Genomic DNA, 14,715 nt, shown 5'->3' with positions numbered 1-14,715 from the left:
GTCGCTACATAAATAGTTGGCAGCGGTTTGTTTTGTGGTTGGGGGATGGTTGCGGGCAATTTGTTTCTTTGAACGTGTATCCCCATCGCTCAGTGACCCGAAATAATATAAAATTGTACGTTGTATTGTTGCTGAGTGAAAGGGATACGCTTGTAAAGAATGGATTGGCATAGATAGTAGTTGTTAGGTTGATTATAATTAATTATAAAGATTAGTTTGTAAACCTCACTCCAACTTACGCCGATACTCATTCGGCGAAATTCCCACCATTTTTTTGAATACTTTGCTAAAGTATTTTTCGTCGTTGTAGCCGATCATGTCCGCAATTTGGATGATTTTTAAGTTTGGATTTGTTAGCAATTGTTTGGCATGGTCGATGCGAATACGTGCAATATAGTCGGAAATGTTTTCGGTTGTATCTTGTTTGAATTTGCGGGAAACGTATTCTTTGCTAAGTGAAAAGTGTTCGGCAATTTGTTGCAACGAAATGTCTTGCTGGTAGTGATCTGCAATGTAGCTAGCAATTTGTTCCGCCATATTCATTGGTGTCTGTACGTTAGATAACTGTTCAGCAAAGGAATAGAGATATTGCGTTAATCGCTGTTGCCACATCGCCAAAGATAGATGTCCATCGGCATGAAGTGGTACTACAAAGGATGACATAGTCACCGCTGGTTGTTGCGTGGGCTGCGTATGACAGCTCGTACAGAAAACAGTAAATTCATGTGTCCATAATTCTAATTGGTCTTTTGTAATGCAAGTCAGTTGTTGTAATTGTTGAAACCAGTCTGCAATCGTATTGGCGAGCTGTTGTTTATTGTTGCTTTGTACGGCAAGCCGTAAAGGGTGCTGGTATTTTGAAAAATGTAGTCCTGTAAAAGTGGATTGCTGTGCATCGTAATGATGGATCGTTGTTTGCGTATCTAGTAAATTATGTTGTTGTAAAGCGGCGTTTGCTTCTTGCCATGCTTGTGGTAATTTTAGTGGAAATGGCTGAGGTAAACCAAGTCCAAAGTTGAAGCGGACACCGTATGTAGCGAAAAAAGCATGATTAACCGCAGTTATCAATTGCTCAGCATATGTTAGATCATGCCAAATAAGAAATACTAATTGCTCGGGTTTGTTCGTATTGCGGAAGGCATAACCCGATGGATCTCGTCCTAACAGTTCATTTGCAATATTGGCTAGTGAGAAAATCAGTAAATCCAAATTGGAAGCAAAGCGATCTTTGAACAGTTGCGGCACTGTATCGAGCGAAAGACAAGCGACTTGCATCCATGCAGTGGATGGGGATAACGCTATTTCTTTCTCTAGTTCGGCAGCAAATGTCGCATATAATTGTCCATCATCTAATAAGGAACTTAATATTTTGTCACGATACATCGGTTTAAGCTGGTTAATTTGTATCGATTGTTGTTGTTGCTGCTGCAACAGTTGTCGTTCCTCGTGGATGCTAGCGACTGCTTTTTGTACCGCTTCGTTTAGTTCTGCTTCATCAATCGGTTTTAATATATAGTCCATCCCACCATATTTAATTGCATGCCGCATATAGCCGAAATCGTCGTGCCCGCTAATAACGATCGTTTTGCTAGCAGGGTGATGTATTTGAATCCATTCCAGTAGCTCCGAACCATCCATCATCGGCATCAGCATATCGGTAAAGATAAGATCGGGCTGTTCTTGTTTAATAATTTCGATAGCGGTAGCACCTTCAGGTGCAAAAAAAAGTTTCGTTATCTGATAGCTTTCCCAATCGATGAGTAGTTCGATCGCTTCCCTTACATGTTTCTCATCATCAACAATTAAAGCAGATATCATCGTTGTTCCCCTTCCTCCGCCATCGGAATGATTAAAGTGACTTGTAAGCCATGTGGTGTTTGTTGTGCTACCCGAATAGCTGCTTGTTCGGAAAAATATAATTGCAAACGTGCTAGTACATTGACTAGTCCTATGCCACTTTGCTCTGTCGCTGTAGGCTGCGCATGTAGATGATTGAGTTTAAATTGTAGTGTTTCGAGTGCCGTTCCATCTATTCCTATTCCGTTATCCATAATCGTTATCCGTAGTTCCGACTGCCGTTGCATCATAAGCTCCGCATCAAGCTCCCCTTGTATCCATTCACTCATAATCGTTATTTCTCCCATATTATTTTGCGCAATAAATCCATGCTTGAAGCAGTTTTCTACAATCGGTTGCAAAATCATTTTTGGTACTTGCGTCGCTTTTGTTTGTTCGTCAATATCAAAATGGAACGTTAGTTTATCATCAAACCGTTGTGATTGCAGTGCCAAGTAGGCACGAACGTAGTCGAGTTCACTTTGGAGCGGGACGAGCGCTTCGTTTGTATTCATTTGATAACGCATCATTTTGCCTAGGGCGGCAATGAGCTGGTATATTTTCTTTTGCTTATTTTGTAATGCTAATGTGCCAATGGATTGTAGAGCGTTATTCATAAAATGAGGTTGAACCTGTGCTTGCAGTGCTTTAAGCTGGTTCGTCCGATTGGCTAGTTCTAGTCGATATTCTTTGTTGATATGTAGGTTTAGGCGCTGAATAAGCTGATGAAAACGGCGAGAAAGGATGCCAATCTCATCGGTTCGGTTAGTATGTAATGGTGCTTCCATCTGCCCAAATTCAATTTTATTCATATAGCGTAAAAGCTGCTTGATCGGTGCTGTAAAATGAACAGAAATATAAATGGTGGCAATGACTGCCACGATTAAACAAGCGACAACAATTAAACTGTTAATAACCGTTAATTGTTTGGCATTTTGAGTTAACACGAATGCAGGAATGCGCTTTAACATAATAAGATTAGCAAATGGTGTTTCGATCGTCTTGTATAAATGTATCCCGCTAAACTGCTCATCCGATACGTGCAAATAACCGGACGGTTGCTCGTTTATATCAAGTTGATTTAACCAATCAGTCGTTATCGCAAGCGGTTGTTCCCCAAGCGATTCAGAGGCATAAAGAACAGAACCATCTTCGTGTAACAAGTAAAATTGTTCTTGTTCTTTGGCATACAGTGATGCGCTAATTTGATTAATCATCGTTGGTTTGACATCCAGTGCAAAAGTGCCAATCGTTTTATCACTCGGACTATTTAAAATTTGTTGATGAAACGTCATGACTTGTTCAGGAACTTCAAACGAGAATTTATTAATGTCATAAGTATGGCTAGTATGGGTCGGTTGCAAATAGTAATCGGTCGTTGTTAGTGATGTTTGTTTCCCCATATAATCGTCAATATCGAACGTTTCTCCTGTGGCAGATCGCAGTAAACTATAGGAAAAACGGTAAGATTGCTGTGGTCGATCGAGATGAACGTAGACTTGTTTTGCTTCGGCAACAGAGTTCATGATGAATTGTAAAGCAACATAGAGCGATTGTTCATCGGCATAGGATAACTGCTGCTTGCCAGCAATTTGATAAAAACTACTTTTATTACTGGCATCTTGATAAATGAGCATCATCACTTGATGAATCCGCTGCATGTAATGCCCAATATTAGAGCTTCCTTGATTAAGTAATGCTGTATTGTGGGCGATGGATGTTTCCTGTACATTTTTTTTAGTGTAATGATACGTAACGAAAATCGAAATCGAGATAGGCACGATAACAGCAGTTAGTAAAAATAACACTAATTTTTTTTGTAAACTACTTTTTATCAACTGCATCATGATCCTCCTCCCGTTGTCTCCGCAATTATCGTACCCAGGTCAATATATTCCACCTTTTATGTCATCTTCGTCAGTGTTCACTACTCACATTCCAGCCTATACTTAGAAAAAAGCAAACAAAATGCTGATCATAAAGGAGTGTGATCGTGTTGCCAAATCGAAAGAAGAATCGTTTATCGACTAGTTTGCAACAATTGGTATTTATGGGGCCGGCAACATTGTTCTTCATTATTATTGTCGTTATTCCATTTTTGATGAGCATTTATTATGGCTTTACGAGTTGGAATGGCGTGACATCGGAAGTAACGTTCGTCGGCTTTAGTAACTATAAGTATATTTTGTTTGAAGATAGCGCATTTAGCAACTCTTTTTGGTTTACAGCCAAATATATGTTAGCAACGTTAATACTCATTAACTTGGTTGGGTTTCTACTTGCTCTATTGTTAACACAACCGCTCAAAACGCGCAACGTACTACGAACAATTTTCTTTATGCCGAATGTTATTGGCGGATTATTGTTAGGATTCATTTGGTCCTTTATCTTTGTCAAAGGATTTGCAGCAGTGGGTGATTGGACGAATATTGGTTTTTTTCTACTTCCTTGGCTCGGAACAGAAGCGACTGCCTTTTGGGGTATCGTTATTGTAAGTGTGTGGCAGTTGTCAGGCTATGTGATGATTATTTATATCGCTGCACTCGTCAATGTTCCAAGTGAATTAGTGGAAGCGGCAAAAATAGATGGCGCAACGAAATGGCAAATGTTAAAAAGTATTTTATTACCGCTTATTATGCCTGCGATTACGGTCTGTTTATTCCTAACGATATCTTGGGGATTCAAAGTGTTCGATATTAATTTATCGTTAACCAAAGGTGGACCGTTCGGCTCGACAGAGTCGGTAGCGTTAAATATTTATAATGAAGCGTTCCGCAATAACAGATTTGGTATTGGTACAGCAAAAGCGTTAATTTTCTTTATAGTCGTAGCGATTATTACGATGACGCAAGTGTATTTGACGAAGCGAAAAGAGGTGGAGAGTTAAGATGAATAAAGTATATTCCCCTCGGCATTTTGGCTTAGAGTTAGTCGGTATAATTGTTGCCATTATATTTTTAGTCCCGTTTTACTTTGTTATCGTCAACTCGGTCAAAAGCTTTGCTGATTTGATGAGTAACGCGGCAGGTTGGCCAGAAGCATTCGTCTGGAGTAATTACAGTAGAGTATGGGAAATTATGAAGTTTCCTAGTGCATTTCTCAATTCGTTTCTGATTACAGTCTTTAGTAACGTTGGGCTAATCGTTATTAGCTCCATGGCAGCTTATCGGATGGTTCGCTATCCGGGACGCTTCAATAATCTGATGTTATTTTTATTCGTGGCAGCGATGGTTATTCCATTTCAATCGATTATGATTCCACTGGTAAAAGTAGCGAGCGAAATTCATATTATGAACAGCACATGGGGACTAATCTTAGCCTATTTCGGTTTTGGAGTATCATTGAATATCTTTTTGTACCACGGTTTTATTAAGTCGATTCCCAAAGAAATTGAGGAATCAGCCGTCGTTGATGGAACGAATGATTATGGGGTGTTTTGGCGAATTGTATTTCCGCTGTTGAAGCCGATGACTGTTACTGTAGTAATGCTTAACACGCTTTGGATTTGGAACGACTTTTTACTGCCATCGTTATTTTTATACGATCCGGGACTACGGACTATACCGCTGGCTACTTACTCTTTCTTTGGGCAATATACGAAACAGTGGGATATGGCGCTGGCTGGATTAGTGATGGGAATCGCACCAATTATATTGTTTATGCTAGTATTGCAAAAGCAAATTATTGAAGGAATTACAGCTGGATCGGTCAAAGGATAATGGTCGTGAAGCAAGGGAATAGTGAAAAATATAGGGGAGGTCATGAATAATGAAAAAATCAGCAGTTTTTATGATGAGTATGTTGTTAGTATTGATGGTAGTGTTAGCGGCGTGTGGTGGAGAGAAAAAAACAGAGACTACTAATAATGGCGCTGGAGCTGGAACGGATGGAGAAAAGCAAGTAGTGATTAAAATGTTTCAGTTCAAAGTGGAAATTGCTGAGCAGCTAACGCAGTTAATTAAAGAGTACGAGAGTTTACATCCTAATGTAAAAATAGAAATAGAAACGGTTGGCGGTGGTGCTGATTATGGCGCTGCGCTCAAATCAAAATTTAACTCGAAAGATAAACCAGATATTTTTAATAATGGAGGATTTACTGATCTTGACTTGTGGGTAGAGCATTTAGAAGATTTGTCGGATCAACCTTGGGTAGCCAATTTAGTAGACGTGGCGAAAGAGCCGATGACCAAAGACGGCAAGTTATATGGTCAACCGCTTAATCTAGAAGGATACGGCTATATTTATAATAAAGATTTGTTCGAGCAAGCAGGAATTACGGAAAAACCAACAACACTAGAAGAGTTAGATGCGGCAGCACAAAAGTTGCAGGCAGCTGGTATTACACCTTTCGTGAATGGTTATGGCGAGTGGTGGGTACTCGGAAATCACTTTGTTAACTTGCCATTTGCACATCAAGCTGACCCAGATAAGTACATTTCTTATTTGAGCAGTGGTGCAGAGAAAATAACAGGTAATGAAGTATTTGCACAATGGATGGATCTATTTGATTTAACATTGAAGTATGGTAACAAAAACCCGCTACAAACCGACTATAACTCTCAAATTACGGAATTTGCTACAGGAAAAGCGGCGATGACGCAACAAGGAAATTGGACGCAAGTTGCGTTATCACAAACGAATGCAGACTTAAATATCGGATTTTTGCCAATGCCGATTAATAATGATAGTGCAGCGATGGATAAACTACCGGTAGGCGTGCCAAACAACTGGGTTGTGCACAAAAATTCAGCCGTGAAAGAAGAAGCCAAAGCGTTCTTAAATTGGATGGTAAGCTCTGATATTGGGAAACGTTATATTACAGAGGAATTCAAATTTATTCCAGCATTCGATAACATTACTGCAGATAATGAAGTGCTTGGTCAGCTAGCGGCAGATATTGTGGAATACAGCCAAGCGGGCAAAACGTTAAGTTGGAATTGGTTCAAATTCCCAAGCGGTGAAGCAGCTAGTAACGAGTTTGGTAATGCGATGCAAGCTTATGTAGGCGGTCAAATGTCGAAAGAACAAATGCTCGAAGCATTCCAAAGCACATGGGAAAATTTATCGAAGTAATCAAATAACAAACGACTGTCATTACTACTCATTGGTAGTAGCGGCAGTCGTTTTTTTGTGCAAGAAAAGTCGGAGCAGTTCGTTTAAATAATATAGTAATCATCAAATGAGATGACTTCATCTTCTAATGTATACTGTTTTTGCTTTAGTCGTTGTAGAATGCCGGCAGAGAATTGTTCAAAAGATACAGCGGTTACATGTTCATAAGTCATTCCGGGATAATATTGGAATATTTGACCGACAGTACCGTTTCTCCCAGGGCATAAGTCTAAAACAATCGAAGAGTGAGCTTCGAATTCCGTAATTGGAATCCAGTTATGTGCCCATAAGACAGGCTTGATGCGATCTTCTTTTACCCACGTTGCTCGGTCTTCTTCTGTAAAAGCACTACGCCAAAATTGCGTTTGTTGCAAAATTTGTTCGCAAGATAAAAAATAGTTATATCCCATAAACGGAATATGAGTAGATTGTCCATTAAATGTCGTCAAGTATTGTTTAAAGCTAATTGGTAAAGCTACTTGTAATGCTTCTTCCAATTCATCTAGTTGTATCTTCGTTGCTGGTTGTTGGATCGATTCATAAATAGGTTCTGAAATGTCACGAATGATAGTTAAAATTTCTTTCCATGTGGAGCTTTCCAATGTACTCATCGCCACCCTCTAATTTCCCCTATATTTGTTAAGATTATCTATATCATATCAAGTTGTTACAATATCGTAAACAGGCAATCTCATATTTTTTTCTATTTTATTATCAAACGTTATAACGTTATTTACTTTAAAAAAACAGTATGTTATGCTGATTTTATTCCAGTACTCTTTTATTAATGAGAATAACAACAACGGTAAGTAGGAAGTGGAGGGAAAAACGTGAGTGACGAGCGGATTGTATTATGCAATTGTCGATTAGTAACAGATGAGCAGTCGTTAAAAGCAGAACAGCTTCATCCGTTTGTTGATATATTTATAGAGCGAGGTATGATTACGCATATTGAACGAACGGGAACGAGAGCTTATACCGGTTACGTTGTGCATCAATTAGCGGGACTCTACGCTTCTAGTGGTTGGATCGATATGCATGTACATGCATTTGCGAAGCATCAGCCATATGGTGATGAGATTGATCAGATTGGTATAGCGCAAGGTGTCACTACTGTAGTTGATGCTGGTAGCTGTGGAGCCGATCAAATAGCGGAATTGTATGACATTGGTCAAACAGCACAAACGCGATTACTCGCATTTCTTAATATTTCTCGTATTGGATTACAGCGTGTCGATGAATTAACCAATATGGCTTGGATGGACGAACAGTTAGTTGCTGAAGCATGTGAGCAATATGGATCATTTATTGTTGGTTTGAAAGCAAGAATCAGTAAAACAGTCGTTGGCGATAGTGGTATTAAACCATTAGAAATAGCTAGAAACCTGGCAGTAGCTTGTAATAAACGTCTGATGGTGCATATTGGATCGGGACCGCCTGCGATTACAGAAGTGTTGCCGCTACTTGCTGAAGGCGATATTATTACTCACTTTCTGCATGGCAAAGTGAACAACTTGTTTGCTGCTAGTGGTGAACCGATAGCGGAGCTGCTTGCTGCTTGGCAACGTGGAGTGATGCTAGATGTTGGACATGGCAGTGCTAGTTTCTCATTTGCTACTGCGGAAGTTGCCAAGCAGCATGGTATTCATCCGAATACGATTAGTAGCGACATTTATCGCGTAAATCGATTAGAAGGTCCAGTGTTTAGTTTGGCTCATGTGATGAGTAAATTTTTGTATTTAGGTTATCAGTTGGAGGAAGTTATTGCGGCAGTAACGACAAGAGCAGCAGCTTGGTTACATAGACCAGAGCTAGGTAGAATGCAAGTGGGAGAAGCCGCAAATATAACACTATTTGCCATAGAGCAAGGGGAAGTTGATTTTGTAGATAGTGGTGGAGAGAAACGGCAAGCGAATCAATTAATAGTTCCGAAAGGGGTAATGATTAATGACAAGTTCTTTACTTGCTAAGTATGGGTTGAAGCGAGTGGTCAATGCTAGTGGCAGAATGAGTATACTCGGCGTTTCCGCACCGACAGATACGGTAATGGAAGCGATGAAGCAAGGTGGGCAAAACTATGTAGAAATGGCGCAGCTTGTGGAACGTTCAGGTCAATATATTGCTCAAATGATCGGTTCAGAGGCGGCAGTAGTCGTTAACTCTGCATCTAGTGGTGTTGCATTATCAGTAGCGGCAGTAGTAACGGCTGGAGATGAGCGAACAAGTATGCAGTTGCACCAGCAACCGATTGAAAAATCAGAAATAATTATGTTCAAAGGGCATAATGTTAATTACGGTGTTCCTATCGAAACGATGATTTATTTGGGCGGCGGTAAAGTAGTCGAGGTTGGTTCTGCTAATGAAGGAAAAGCTCATCATATAGAACAAGCGATTAATGAACGAACGGCAGCTATTCTTTATGTTAAGTCCCATCATGCGGTTCAGAAAAATACGATTTCGGAAGTTGAGGCATGGGAAGTAGCGCAGCGTCATAACATTCCGTTTATTATTGATGCAGCGGCGGAAGAAGATTTGCAGCGTTATGTTGCTTGCTCTGATCTCGTTATCTATAGTGGTTCGAAAGCAATTGAAGGACCGACTAGCGGACTTGTTTGTGGAAAAGAGCGTTACATCGATTGGCTTCGTGTCCAGTTATATGGTATTGGGCGGAGTATGAAAGTTGGAAAAGAAGCGATTTTTGGATTGCTACAAGCGTTAGATGAGTACGCAGACAAGCAAGACAATAGTGAACAAGAAAAAGTAATATTGCAGCAAATGATGGTGCTAAATGAATTGCCAGGCGTTACTGTAACAATCGTACAAGATGAAGCGGGCAGACCGATCTATCGAGGTAGAGTACAAATTGAGCAACAAACAAGTGGTACAACAGCTGTTGAAGTAGCACAGTCGTTGCAAGCAGGAGACATTGCCATTTATACACGTGATTATGGTGTGAAGCAAGGATTTTTTGATATTGATGTTCGTTCGTTGCAGGGCGATGATATGGATATTATCGTAACAACTATTCAACAATTGATAACAAAAGGGGTATGAGTGAGATGAATCAATTAAACAATCGGTTATATAAAGGACGAGCAGCACTAAATGTATTGGCAAACAGTGTGGAAAATGCTAAAGCAATTTATGAAGCAGCAGAAGGATACGTAGTTGTAGGAGTGTTGTCCAAAAACTATCCGACAGCAGAAGCAGCTACTGTTGCAATGAAAGAACATGGTGCTGTCATTGATGATGCGGTTTCAATCGGGCTTGGAGCAGGCGATAATCGACAGGCGTCTGTTGTAGCTGAAATTGCTAAACACTATACGGGCAGTCATATTAATCAAGTATATACAGCGGTTGGTGCAACAAGAGCGAATGCTGGGAATGATGATAGCTGGATTAACAGCTTGGTTTCACCGACAGGAAAGCCAGGTTATGTCAATATTTCGACTGGTCCAATCAGTGCTGCGGAAACAGAGAAAGCGATTGTTCCTACGAAGGCAGCAATTGCACTTATTCGTGACATGGGCGGCAATGCACTGAAGTTTTTTCCAATGGATGGATTGAAAGCAGAAGCGGAATATCGTGCTTTGGCAGAAGCTTGTGCAGAAACTCAATTTGCTTTGGAGCCAACAGGTGGGATAGATCTAGAAAATTTTGAACCGATTGTACGGATTGCTCTAGAAGCAAATGTGCCGATTATTATTCCGCATGTATACACTTCTATTATTGACGCAGCTACTGGTGAAACAAAGGTAGAAGATGTGGCATATTTAACAGCTATTTTGAAAAAATTGGTGGATGAGTATGAACGCTAACTATCGTGTTGCGGCATTCGGTGAAGTGATGATGCGTTTGGAAGTTCCTGGGCATGCACTGCTAGTACAAGCCAATTCATTAGCGTTATCCTTTTCTGGTACGGGAGTAAATGTGACGGCTGCACTTACTAATTATGGGCATGAAGGATATTTGGTGACGACATTACCGAACAATCCACTTGGCGATGCAGCTGCATCGGCATTAAAGAAGCTTGGTTTATCGCTCAAGTTAAGTAATCGTGCGGGGCAATATATCGGCTCTTATTTTTTGGAAAATGGGTTTGGTGTTCGTCCATCACGGGTGACGTATACGAATCGTCAAGAAAGTAGTTTTAATACTGCAAGTACCGATCACTATGATTTTGCTGCAATTGCGGAGCAGATCGATGTCATTAGTTTTTGTGGAATTACGCTAGCGATGAATGATTTAGTAAGAAGTCAAATGTTTTTATTAGCAGAAGAAATGCGTAAACGAGGAAAGTTGATCGTATTCGATTGTAACTATCGACCTTCGTTGTGGGGCAAAGATGGTTATGAACAAGCGAAAGGGCATTATGAAAAAATGCTACAACTGGCGGATATCGTCATGATGAACGAAAAAGATGCGTTGTTATTGCTTGGTTTTACGACAGAGCAGGTGGATCGTAAAGAGCAGTTACTCGATGTTATTCCACAAGTGGCGAAGCGTTATCAGATTCCAATTATTGCAGGTACGCAGCGAACGATCTACGGAGATAACAAACATGAGCTAGCAGCGTATATGTACAAAGAAGCACAATTTTCCTTTTATTCTACCGAACCATTTGCTGTTTATGATAGAATTGGTGCAGGCGATGCCTTTACGAGCGGCATTATTCACGGGGAATTGACCAAAATGAGTCAGCAAGAGACGATTGCTTTTGCGGCAGCTGCCGGTATGTTAGCTCATACGACTGCTGGCGATACACCGCTTGCAAGCATTGCGGAAGTAGAGCAAGCACTAGTGCTAACGGTAAGTGATGTGCAGCGCTAATAATGATCGATATAGATTAGAGGGATAAGGAATGCAATTAAGCCGACAAAAAGGTCCGCTATATATACAAGTGCAAAATATTTTGCGAGATCGTATTTTACACGGCGTATATCCGCTCCAAGCTGATTTTCCTTCCGAACCAGAATTAGCAGAAGAATTTAAGATTAGCCGAATTACTGTGCGAAATGCGGTAAAAGAGCTGGTGACAGAAGGTTACTTGGAGACAAGCAGTGGCAAACGAACGAAAGTGATTCGTAATGAAATGATTGCTGGTCGGGTAAAAGGGAAACGATTTACCGAACTATTGCAAGAAAAAGGGCATACGGTCCATAGTAGATGGCTGTCCGTAAACCAAGGGGATACGTTTCCTAGTGGGCAAGCGGATACGATAGCGATTGTTATGCAGGCAGAGCGGGAACAGCACCACGATGATGATGCGTTGGCGGAGCTGTTTGCAGATCGGTATACGACAATCGAACGATTGTACTACTTGAATGACCAGCCATATATTCATTACACTCACTTTTTGGCAGGAGATGTCGGTGATCTCGCTTTATCTACGTTGGAGCATATAGATTCGCTATATGATCTCATTAAACAACGACAAATAACACTGATGAAATTTCAAGATCAATTTACGATTCGGGTAGCTTCTACTCATTTGGCGGAGCAGCTACAGGTAGATGTTGGGACACCACTGCTGGAAAGGCAGCGTTATTCGTATGATGATCATGGTCGTTTAATCGAATTTAGTATTGGTCATTATAATACGATGATCATGCCCTATCACGTGGACTATATTTAAGCTTCCGTTTCTAAATAGCGGTACAGCGTTGACTTGCTTATTCCCGTTTCATCTTTTATTTCCCGCAAGGAATGCTGACCGCTATGATACATAAGCATCGCTTTTTGTAATTTATCATCTGGTTTACGTGGTCTGCCGAGCACGACACCGCTTTGTTGCGCTTTGGCGAGTCCAAGCTTCGTCGCTTGTCTGACAATTTCGGTCTGGAATAAAGTGAAGTGACCGGTTAACTGAAGCAAGCTACATTTCTCTATAGAAGTCGAACTAAACTGTTCTTTTACAAAATGAATCGTAATATTATCCTTCCTCGCCACGTACAGCACATCTTCCAAATGATGTAGTGAATCCGCCAAAATCGCTAACCGCTCTACGATTATAATATCTCCGCTAGTAGCATCCAAAAATAATTTATCCAGTACTTCTCTATTTTTTGCAGAGCCATGAGCTTCTTTATATAAGCTATCGATTTGTTGATTTTGCAATTGATGTATACATTCGGGGTCGTCAATTAATGGTCGCATATAGCCATAAATCACATTTTCAGCTCCTAAATTATAAATGAAATATAAAATCGTTCCCAAAACGGTTCCTTATTGGGAAGAATGATGGTATGCTTATACTGTTCATTTTACATTTTGGGGGATAGTTATGCAAACGATGAAACAGCAATGGTTCGGCAATACGCGAGCAGATATTTTATCAGGGATGGTTGTGGCACTAGCATTAATACCGGAAGCGATCGCATTTTCTATTATTGCCGGAGTTAGCCCGATGACAGGACTTTATGCTTCATTTACAATTGCTATCGTTATATCATTATTTGGTGGTAGACCAGCGATGATATCGGCAGCAACCGGAGCGATGGCATTAGTACTAGCACCTTTAGTACGACAATACGGCATCGATTATATGCTTGCAGCAACGATATTAACTGGTTTGTTACAGTTTCTATTTGGTGTATGTAAAATATCGAGGCTACTAAAGTTTATTCCGAATGCAGTAATGATCGGCTTTGTGAATGCGCTTGCTATACTCGTATTTATTCCGCAATTAAGACATATATTCGGCGATGATTATGTGCCATATTTGTTTGCGGGATTAACACTACTTATTGTTTATACCGTGCCGAAGTTTATTAAATCAATTCCAGCACCATTAATTGCAATCGTATCTTTAACGGCAATTGTTATTTTTACCGGACTGGATATTTCAACAGTGGGCCATATGGGGCAGATTACAAAAACACTTCCTTCCTTTTTATTGCCACAAGTGCCGTTCACGTGGGAAACATTACAAATTATTGCACCTTATGCCTTTGCACTTGCGATTGTAGGGTTATTGGAGTCATTGATGACCGCATCGATACTTGATGATATGACCGATACGACAAGTGACAAAAATAAAGAAGCAAAAGGGCAAGGGATTGCTAATATCGTTACTGGATTTTTCGGTGGAATGGCTGGTTGTGCGATGATCGGTCAGTCTGTCATCAATGTGAAATCAGGTGGGCGTGGTAGATTATCTACGTTAGTATCTGGCTTGTTTTTATTATTTTTAATTTTAGTATTAGGGGATCTCGTTGTAAAAATTCCAATGCCGGTATTAGCTGGTATTATGGTTGTTGTCTGTATCGGTACATTTGATTGGGGAACATTTCGTTATGTGGCCAAAGCACCGCGCAGTGATTCTCTCGTTATGATAACGACAGTAGTCATCGTTGTTATGACAGACAATTTGGCAATCGGGGTTGTTGCAGGTGTTATATTAAGCGCCTTACTATTTGCAGCTAAACTATCGAGAATAACAGCGACGAAACAAGGAAAGCGACTGCTTGTACAAGGGCCATTATTTTTTGCTTCTACTACATCGTTTCATAAAGCGATGGAACAAATTGCGGATGACACGCAAGAAATTGATTTTTCGAATAGCCATCTGTGGGATGAATCCGCTGTAGCTGCTGTGCAAAAGCTGGAGCAAAAGCTAGAACAGCAAGGGAAACAGGTGAAAATTGTTGGATTGAATGCAGCCAGCAAAGCAATCTATCAGCAAATGTAAACGAATAGAAAAACAGGCATCGTTACGTAATGATCGTTGATAATATCACGATTCGTTACTTATCGATGCCTGTTTTG

13 protein-coding genes are annotated in these 14,715 nt (G+C 40.4%); 9 read left to right on the top strand and 4 right to left on the bottom strand.

Going from position 1 to position 14,715, the window contains the following annotated elements; all coding sequences use genetic code 11:
- Positions 1–225 precede the first annotated feature (225 nt).
- The gene (locus ACFSTH_RS06435; RefSeq protein WP_377770811.1) at positions 226–1,818 is read right to left on the bottom strand and encodes a response regulator; all 1,593 of its coding nucleotides are present in this window, start codon (positions 1,816–1,818) and stop codon (positions 226–228) included.
- Positions 1,815–3,683 carry a sensor histidine kinase gene (locus ACFSTH_RS06430; RefSeq protein WP_377770809.1) on the bottom strand — a complete coding sequence of 623 codons (1,869 nt, stop codon included), beginning with the start codon at positions 3,681–3,683 and terminating at the stop codon, positions 1,815–1,817. The genes ACFSTH_RS06435 and ACFSTH_RS06430 overlap by 4 nt, the downstream gene beginning before the upstream one ends.
- Positions 3,684–3,886: 203 nt before the next feature.
- Between ACFSTH_RS06430 and ACFSTH_RS06425 the strand changes: the two genes are divergently transcribed.
- From ACFSTH_RS06425 to ACFSTH_RS06415, 3 genes are read left to right on the top strand one after another with little or no spacing between them, the layout of a single operon-like run.
- Positions 3,887–4,723, top strand: coding sequence for a carbohydrate ABC transporter permease (locus ACFSTH_RS06425; protein WP_377770970.1), 837 nt, complete (start codon positions 3,887–3,889; stop codon positions 4,721–4,723).
- Between the two features lies 1 nt (position 4,724).
- Positions 4,725–5,555, top strand: coding sequence for a carbohydrate ABC transporter permease (locus tag ACFSTH_RS06420; RefSeq protein WP_377770807.1), 831 nt, complete (start codon positions 4,725–4,727; stop codon positions 5,553–5,555).
- A 49-nt stretch (positions 5,556–5,604) separates the two neighbouring features.
- A complete protein-coding gene (locus ACFSTH_RS06415) occupies positions 5,605–6,909 on the top strand; it encodes an ABC transporter substrate-binding protein (RefSeq protein ID WP_377770805.1) in 1,305 nt (434 codons plus the stop codon).
- 83 nt (positions 6,910–6,992) lie between these two features.
- Here the strand turns inward: ACFSTH_RS06415 and ACFSTH_RS06410 are convergent, their stop codons facing one another.
- The gene (locus tag ACFSTH_RS06410; RefSeq protein WP_377770968.1) at positions 6,993–7,559 is read right to left on the bottom strand and encodes an SMI1/KNR4 family protein; all 567 of its coding nucleotides are present in this window, start codon (positions 7,557–7,559) and stop codon (positions 6,993–6,995) included.
- Between the two features lie 219 nt (positions 7,560–7,778).
- Here ACFSTH_RS06410 and ACFSTH_RS06405 point away from each other — a divergent pair, with 219 nt between their 5' ends.
- From ACFSTH_RS06405 to ACFSTH_RS06385, 5 genes are read left to right on the top strand one after another with little or no spacing between them, the layout of a single operon-like run.
- Complete coding sequence (locus tag ACFSTH_RS06405) at positions 7,779–8,918, top strand: amidohydrolase/deacetylase family metallohydrolase (protein ID WP_377770803.1); 1,140 nt, start codon at positions 7,779–7,781, stop codon at positions 8,916–8,918.
- Positions 8,896–10,002 (top strand): DgaE family pyridoxal phosphate-dependent ammonia lyase, encoded by a 1,107-nt coding sequence (locus ACFSTH_RS06400; RefSeq protein WP_377770801.1) that lies wholly within the window; start codon positions 8,896–8,898, stop codon positions 10,000–10,002. Before ACFSTH_RS06405 ends, ACFSTH_RS06400 begins: the two co-directional genes overlap by 23 nt.
- Positions 10,003–10,007: 5 nt before the next feature.
- The gene (gene dagF, locus ACFSTH_RS06395; RefSeq protein ID WP_377770799.1) at positions 10,008–10,766 is read left to right on the top strand and encodes a 2-dehydro-3-deoxy-phosphogluconate aldolase; all 759 of its coding nucleotides are present in this window, start codon (positions 10,008–10,010) and stop codon (positions 10,764–10,766) included.
- Entirely contained in the window at positions 10,756–11,778 is a 1,023-nt protein-coding gene (locus ACFSTH_RS06390) for a sugar kinase (RefSeq protein ID WP_377770797.1), read from the top strand. Before dagF ends, ACFSTH_RS06390 begins: the two co-directional genes overlap by 11 nt.
- Before the next feature lie 31 nt (positions 11,779–11,809).
- Positions 11,810–12,583 (top strand): GntR family transcriptional regulator, encoded by a 774-nt coding sequence (locus ACFSTH_RS06385; RefSeq protein WP_377770795.1) that lies wholly within the window; start codon positions 11,810–11,812, stop codon positions 12,581–12,583.
- Here the strand turns inward: ACFSTH_RS06385 and ACFSTH_RS06380 are convergent.
- Positions 12,580–13,119, bottom strand: coding sequence for a recombinase family protein (locus ACFSTH_RS06380; RefSeq protein WP_377770793.1), 540 nt, complete (start codon positions 13,117–13,119; stop codon positions 12,580–12,582). The two genes, ACFSTH_RS06385 and ACFSTH_RS06380, sit on opposite strands and share 4 nt — an antisense overlap.
- Positions 13,120–13,231: 112 nt before the next feature.
- Here ACFSTH_RS06380 and ACFSTH_RS06375 point away from each other — a divergent pair, with 112 nt between their 5' ends.
- Positions 13,232–14,638, top strand: a complete 1,407-nt coding sequence (locus tag ACFSTH_RS06375) for a SulP family inorganic anion transporter (protein WP_377770791.1) — start codon at positions 13,232–13,234, stop codon at positions 14,636–14,638.
- The last annotated feature ends 77 nt before the right edge of the window (positions 14,639–14,715 follow it).

Origin of the sequence: Paenibacillus yanchengensis (assembly GCF_042684845.1) — a bacterium.
In the GTDB taxonomy this organism is placed as follows: Bacteria; Bacillota; Bacilli; order Paenibacillales; family Paenibacillaceae; genus Pristimantibacillus; species Pristimantibacillus yanchengensis.
The sequence above is the reverse complement of the archived record's forward strand: the minus strand, read 5'-3'. Positions and strand labels throughout refer to the sequence as shown.

Bases quoted from the DNA above. Each gene is read 5' to 3' on its own strand.
- ACFSTH_RS06435 (WP_377770811.1), bottom strand. From the start codon at position 1,818: ATGATATCTGCTTTAATTGTTGATGATGAGAAACATGTAAGGGAAGCG.
- ACFSTH_RS06430 (WP_377770809.1), bottom strand. From the start codon at position 3,683: ATGATGCAGTTGATAAAAAGTAGTTTACAAAAAAAATTAGTGTTATTT.
- ACFSTH_RS06425 (WP_377770970.1), top strand. From the start codon at position 3,887: ATGGGGCCGGCAACATTGTTCTTCATTATTATTGTCGTTATTCCATTT.
- ACFSTH_RS06420 (WP_377770807.1), top strand. From the start codon at position 4,725: ATGAATAAAGTATATTCCCCTCGGCATTTTGGCTTAGAGTTAGTCGGT.
- ACFSTH_RS06415 (WP_377770805.1), top strand. From the start codon at position 5,605: ATGAAAAAATCAGCAGTTTTTATGATGAGTATGTTGTTAGTATTGATG.
- ACFSTH_RS06410 (WP_377770968.1), bottom strand. From the start codon at position 7,559: ATGAGTACATTGGAAAGCTCCACATGGAAAGAAATTTTAACTATCATT.
- ACFSTH_RS06400 (WP_377770801.1), top strand. From the start codon at position 8,896: ATGACAAGTTCTTTACTTGCTAAGTATGGGTTGAAGCGAGTGGTCAAT.
- dagF (WP_377770799.1), top strand. From the start codon at position 10,008: ATGAATCAATTAAACAATCGGTTATATAAAGGACGAGCAGCACTAAAT.
- ACFSTH_RS06390 (WP_377770797.1), top strand. From the start codon at position 10,756: ATGAACGCTAACTATCGTGTTGCGGCATTCGGTGAAGTGATGATGCGT.
- ACFSTH_RS06385 (WP_377770795.1), top strand. From the start codon at position 11,810: ATGCAATTAAGCCGACAAAAAGGTCCGCTATATATACAAGTGCAAAAT.
- ACFSTH_RS06375 (WP_377770791.1), top strand. From the start codon at position 13,232: ATGCAAACGATGAAACAGCAATGGTTCGGCAATACGCGAGCAGATATT.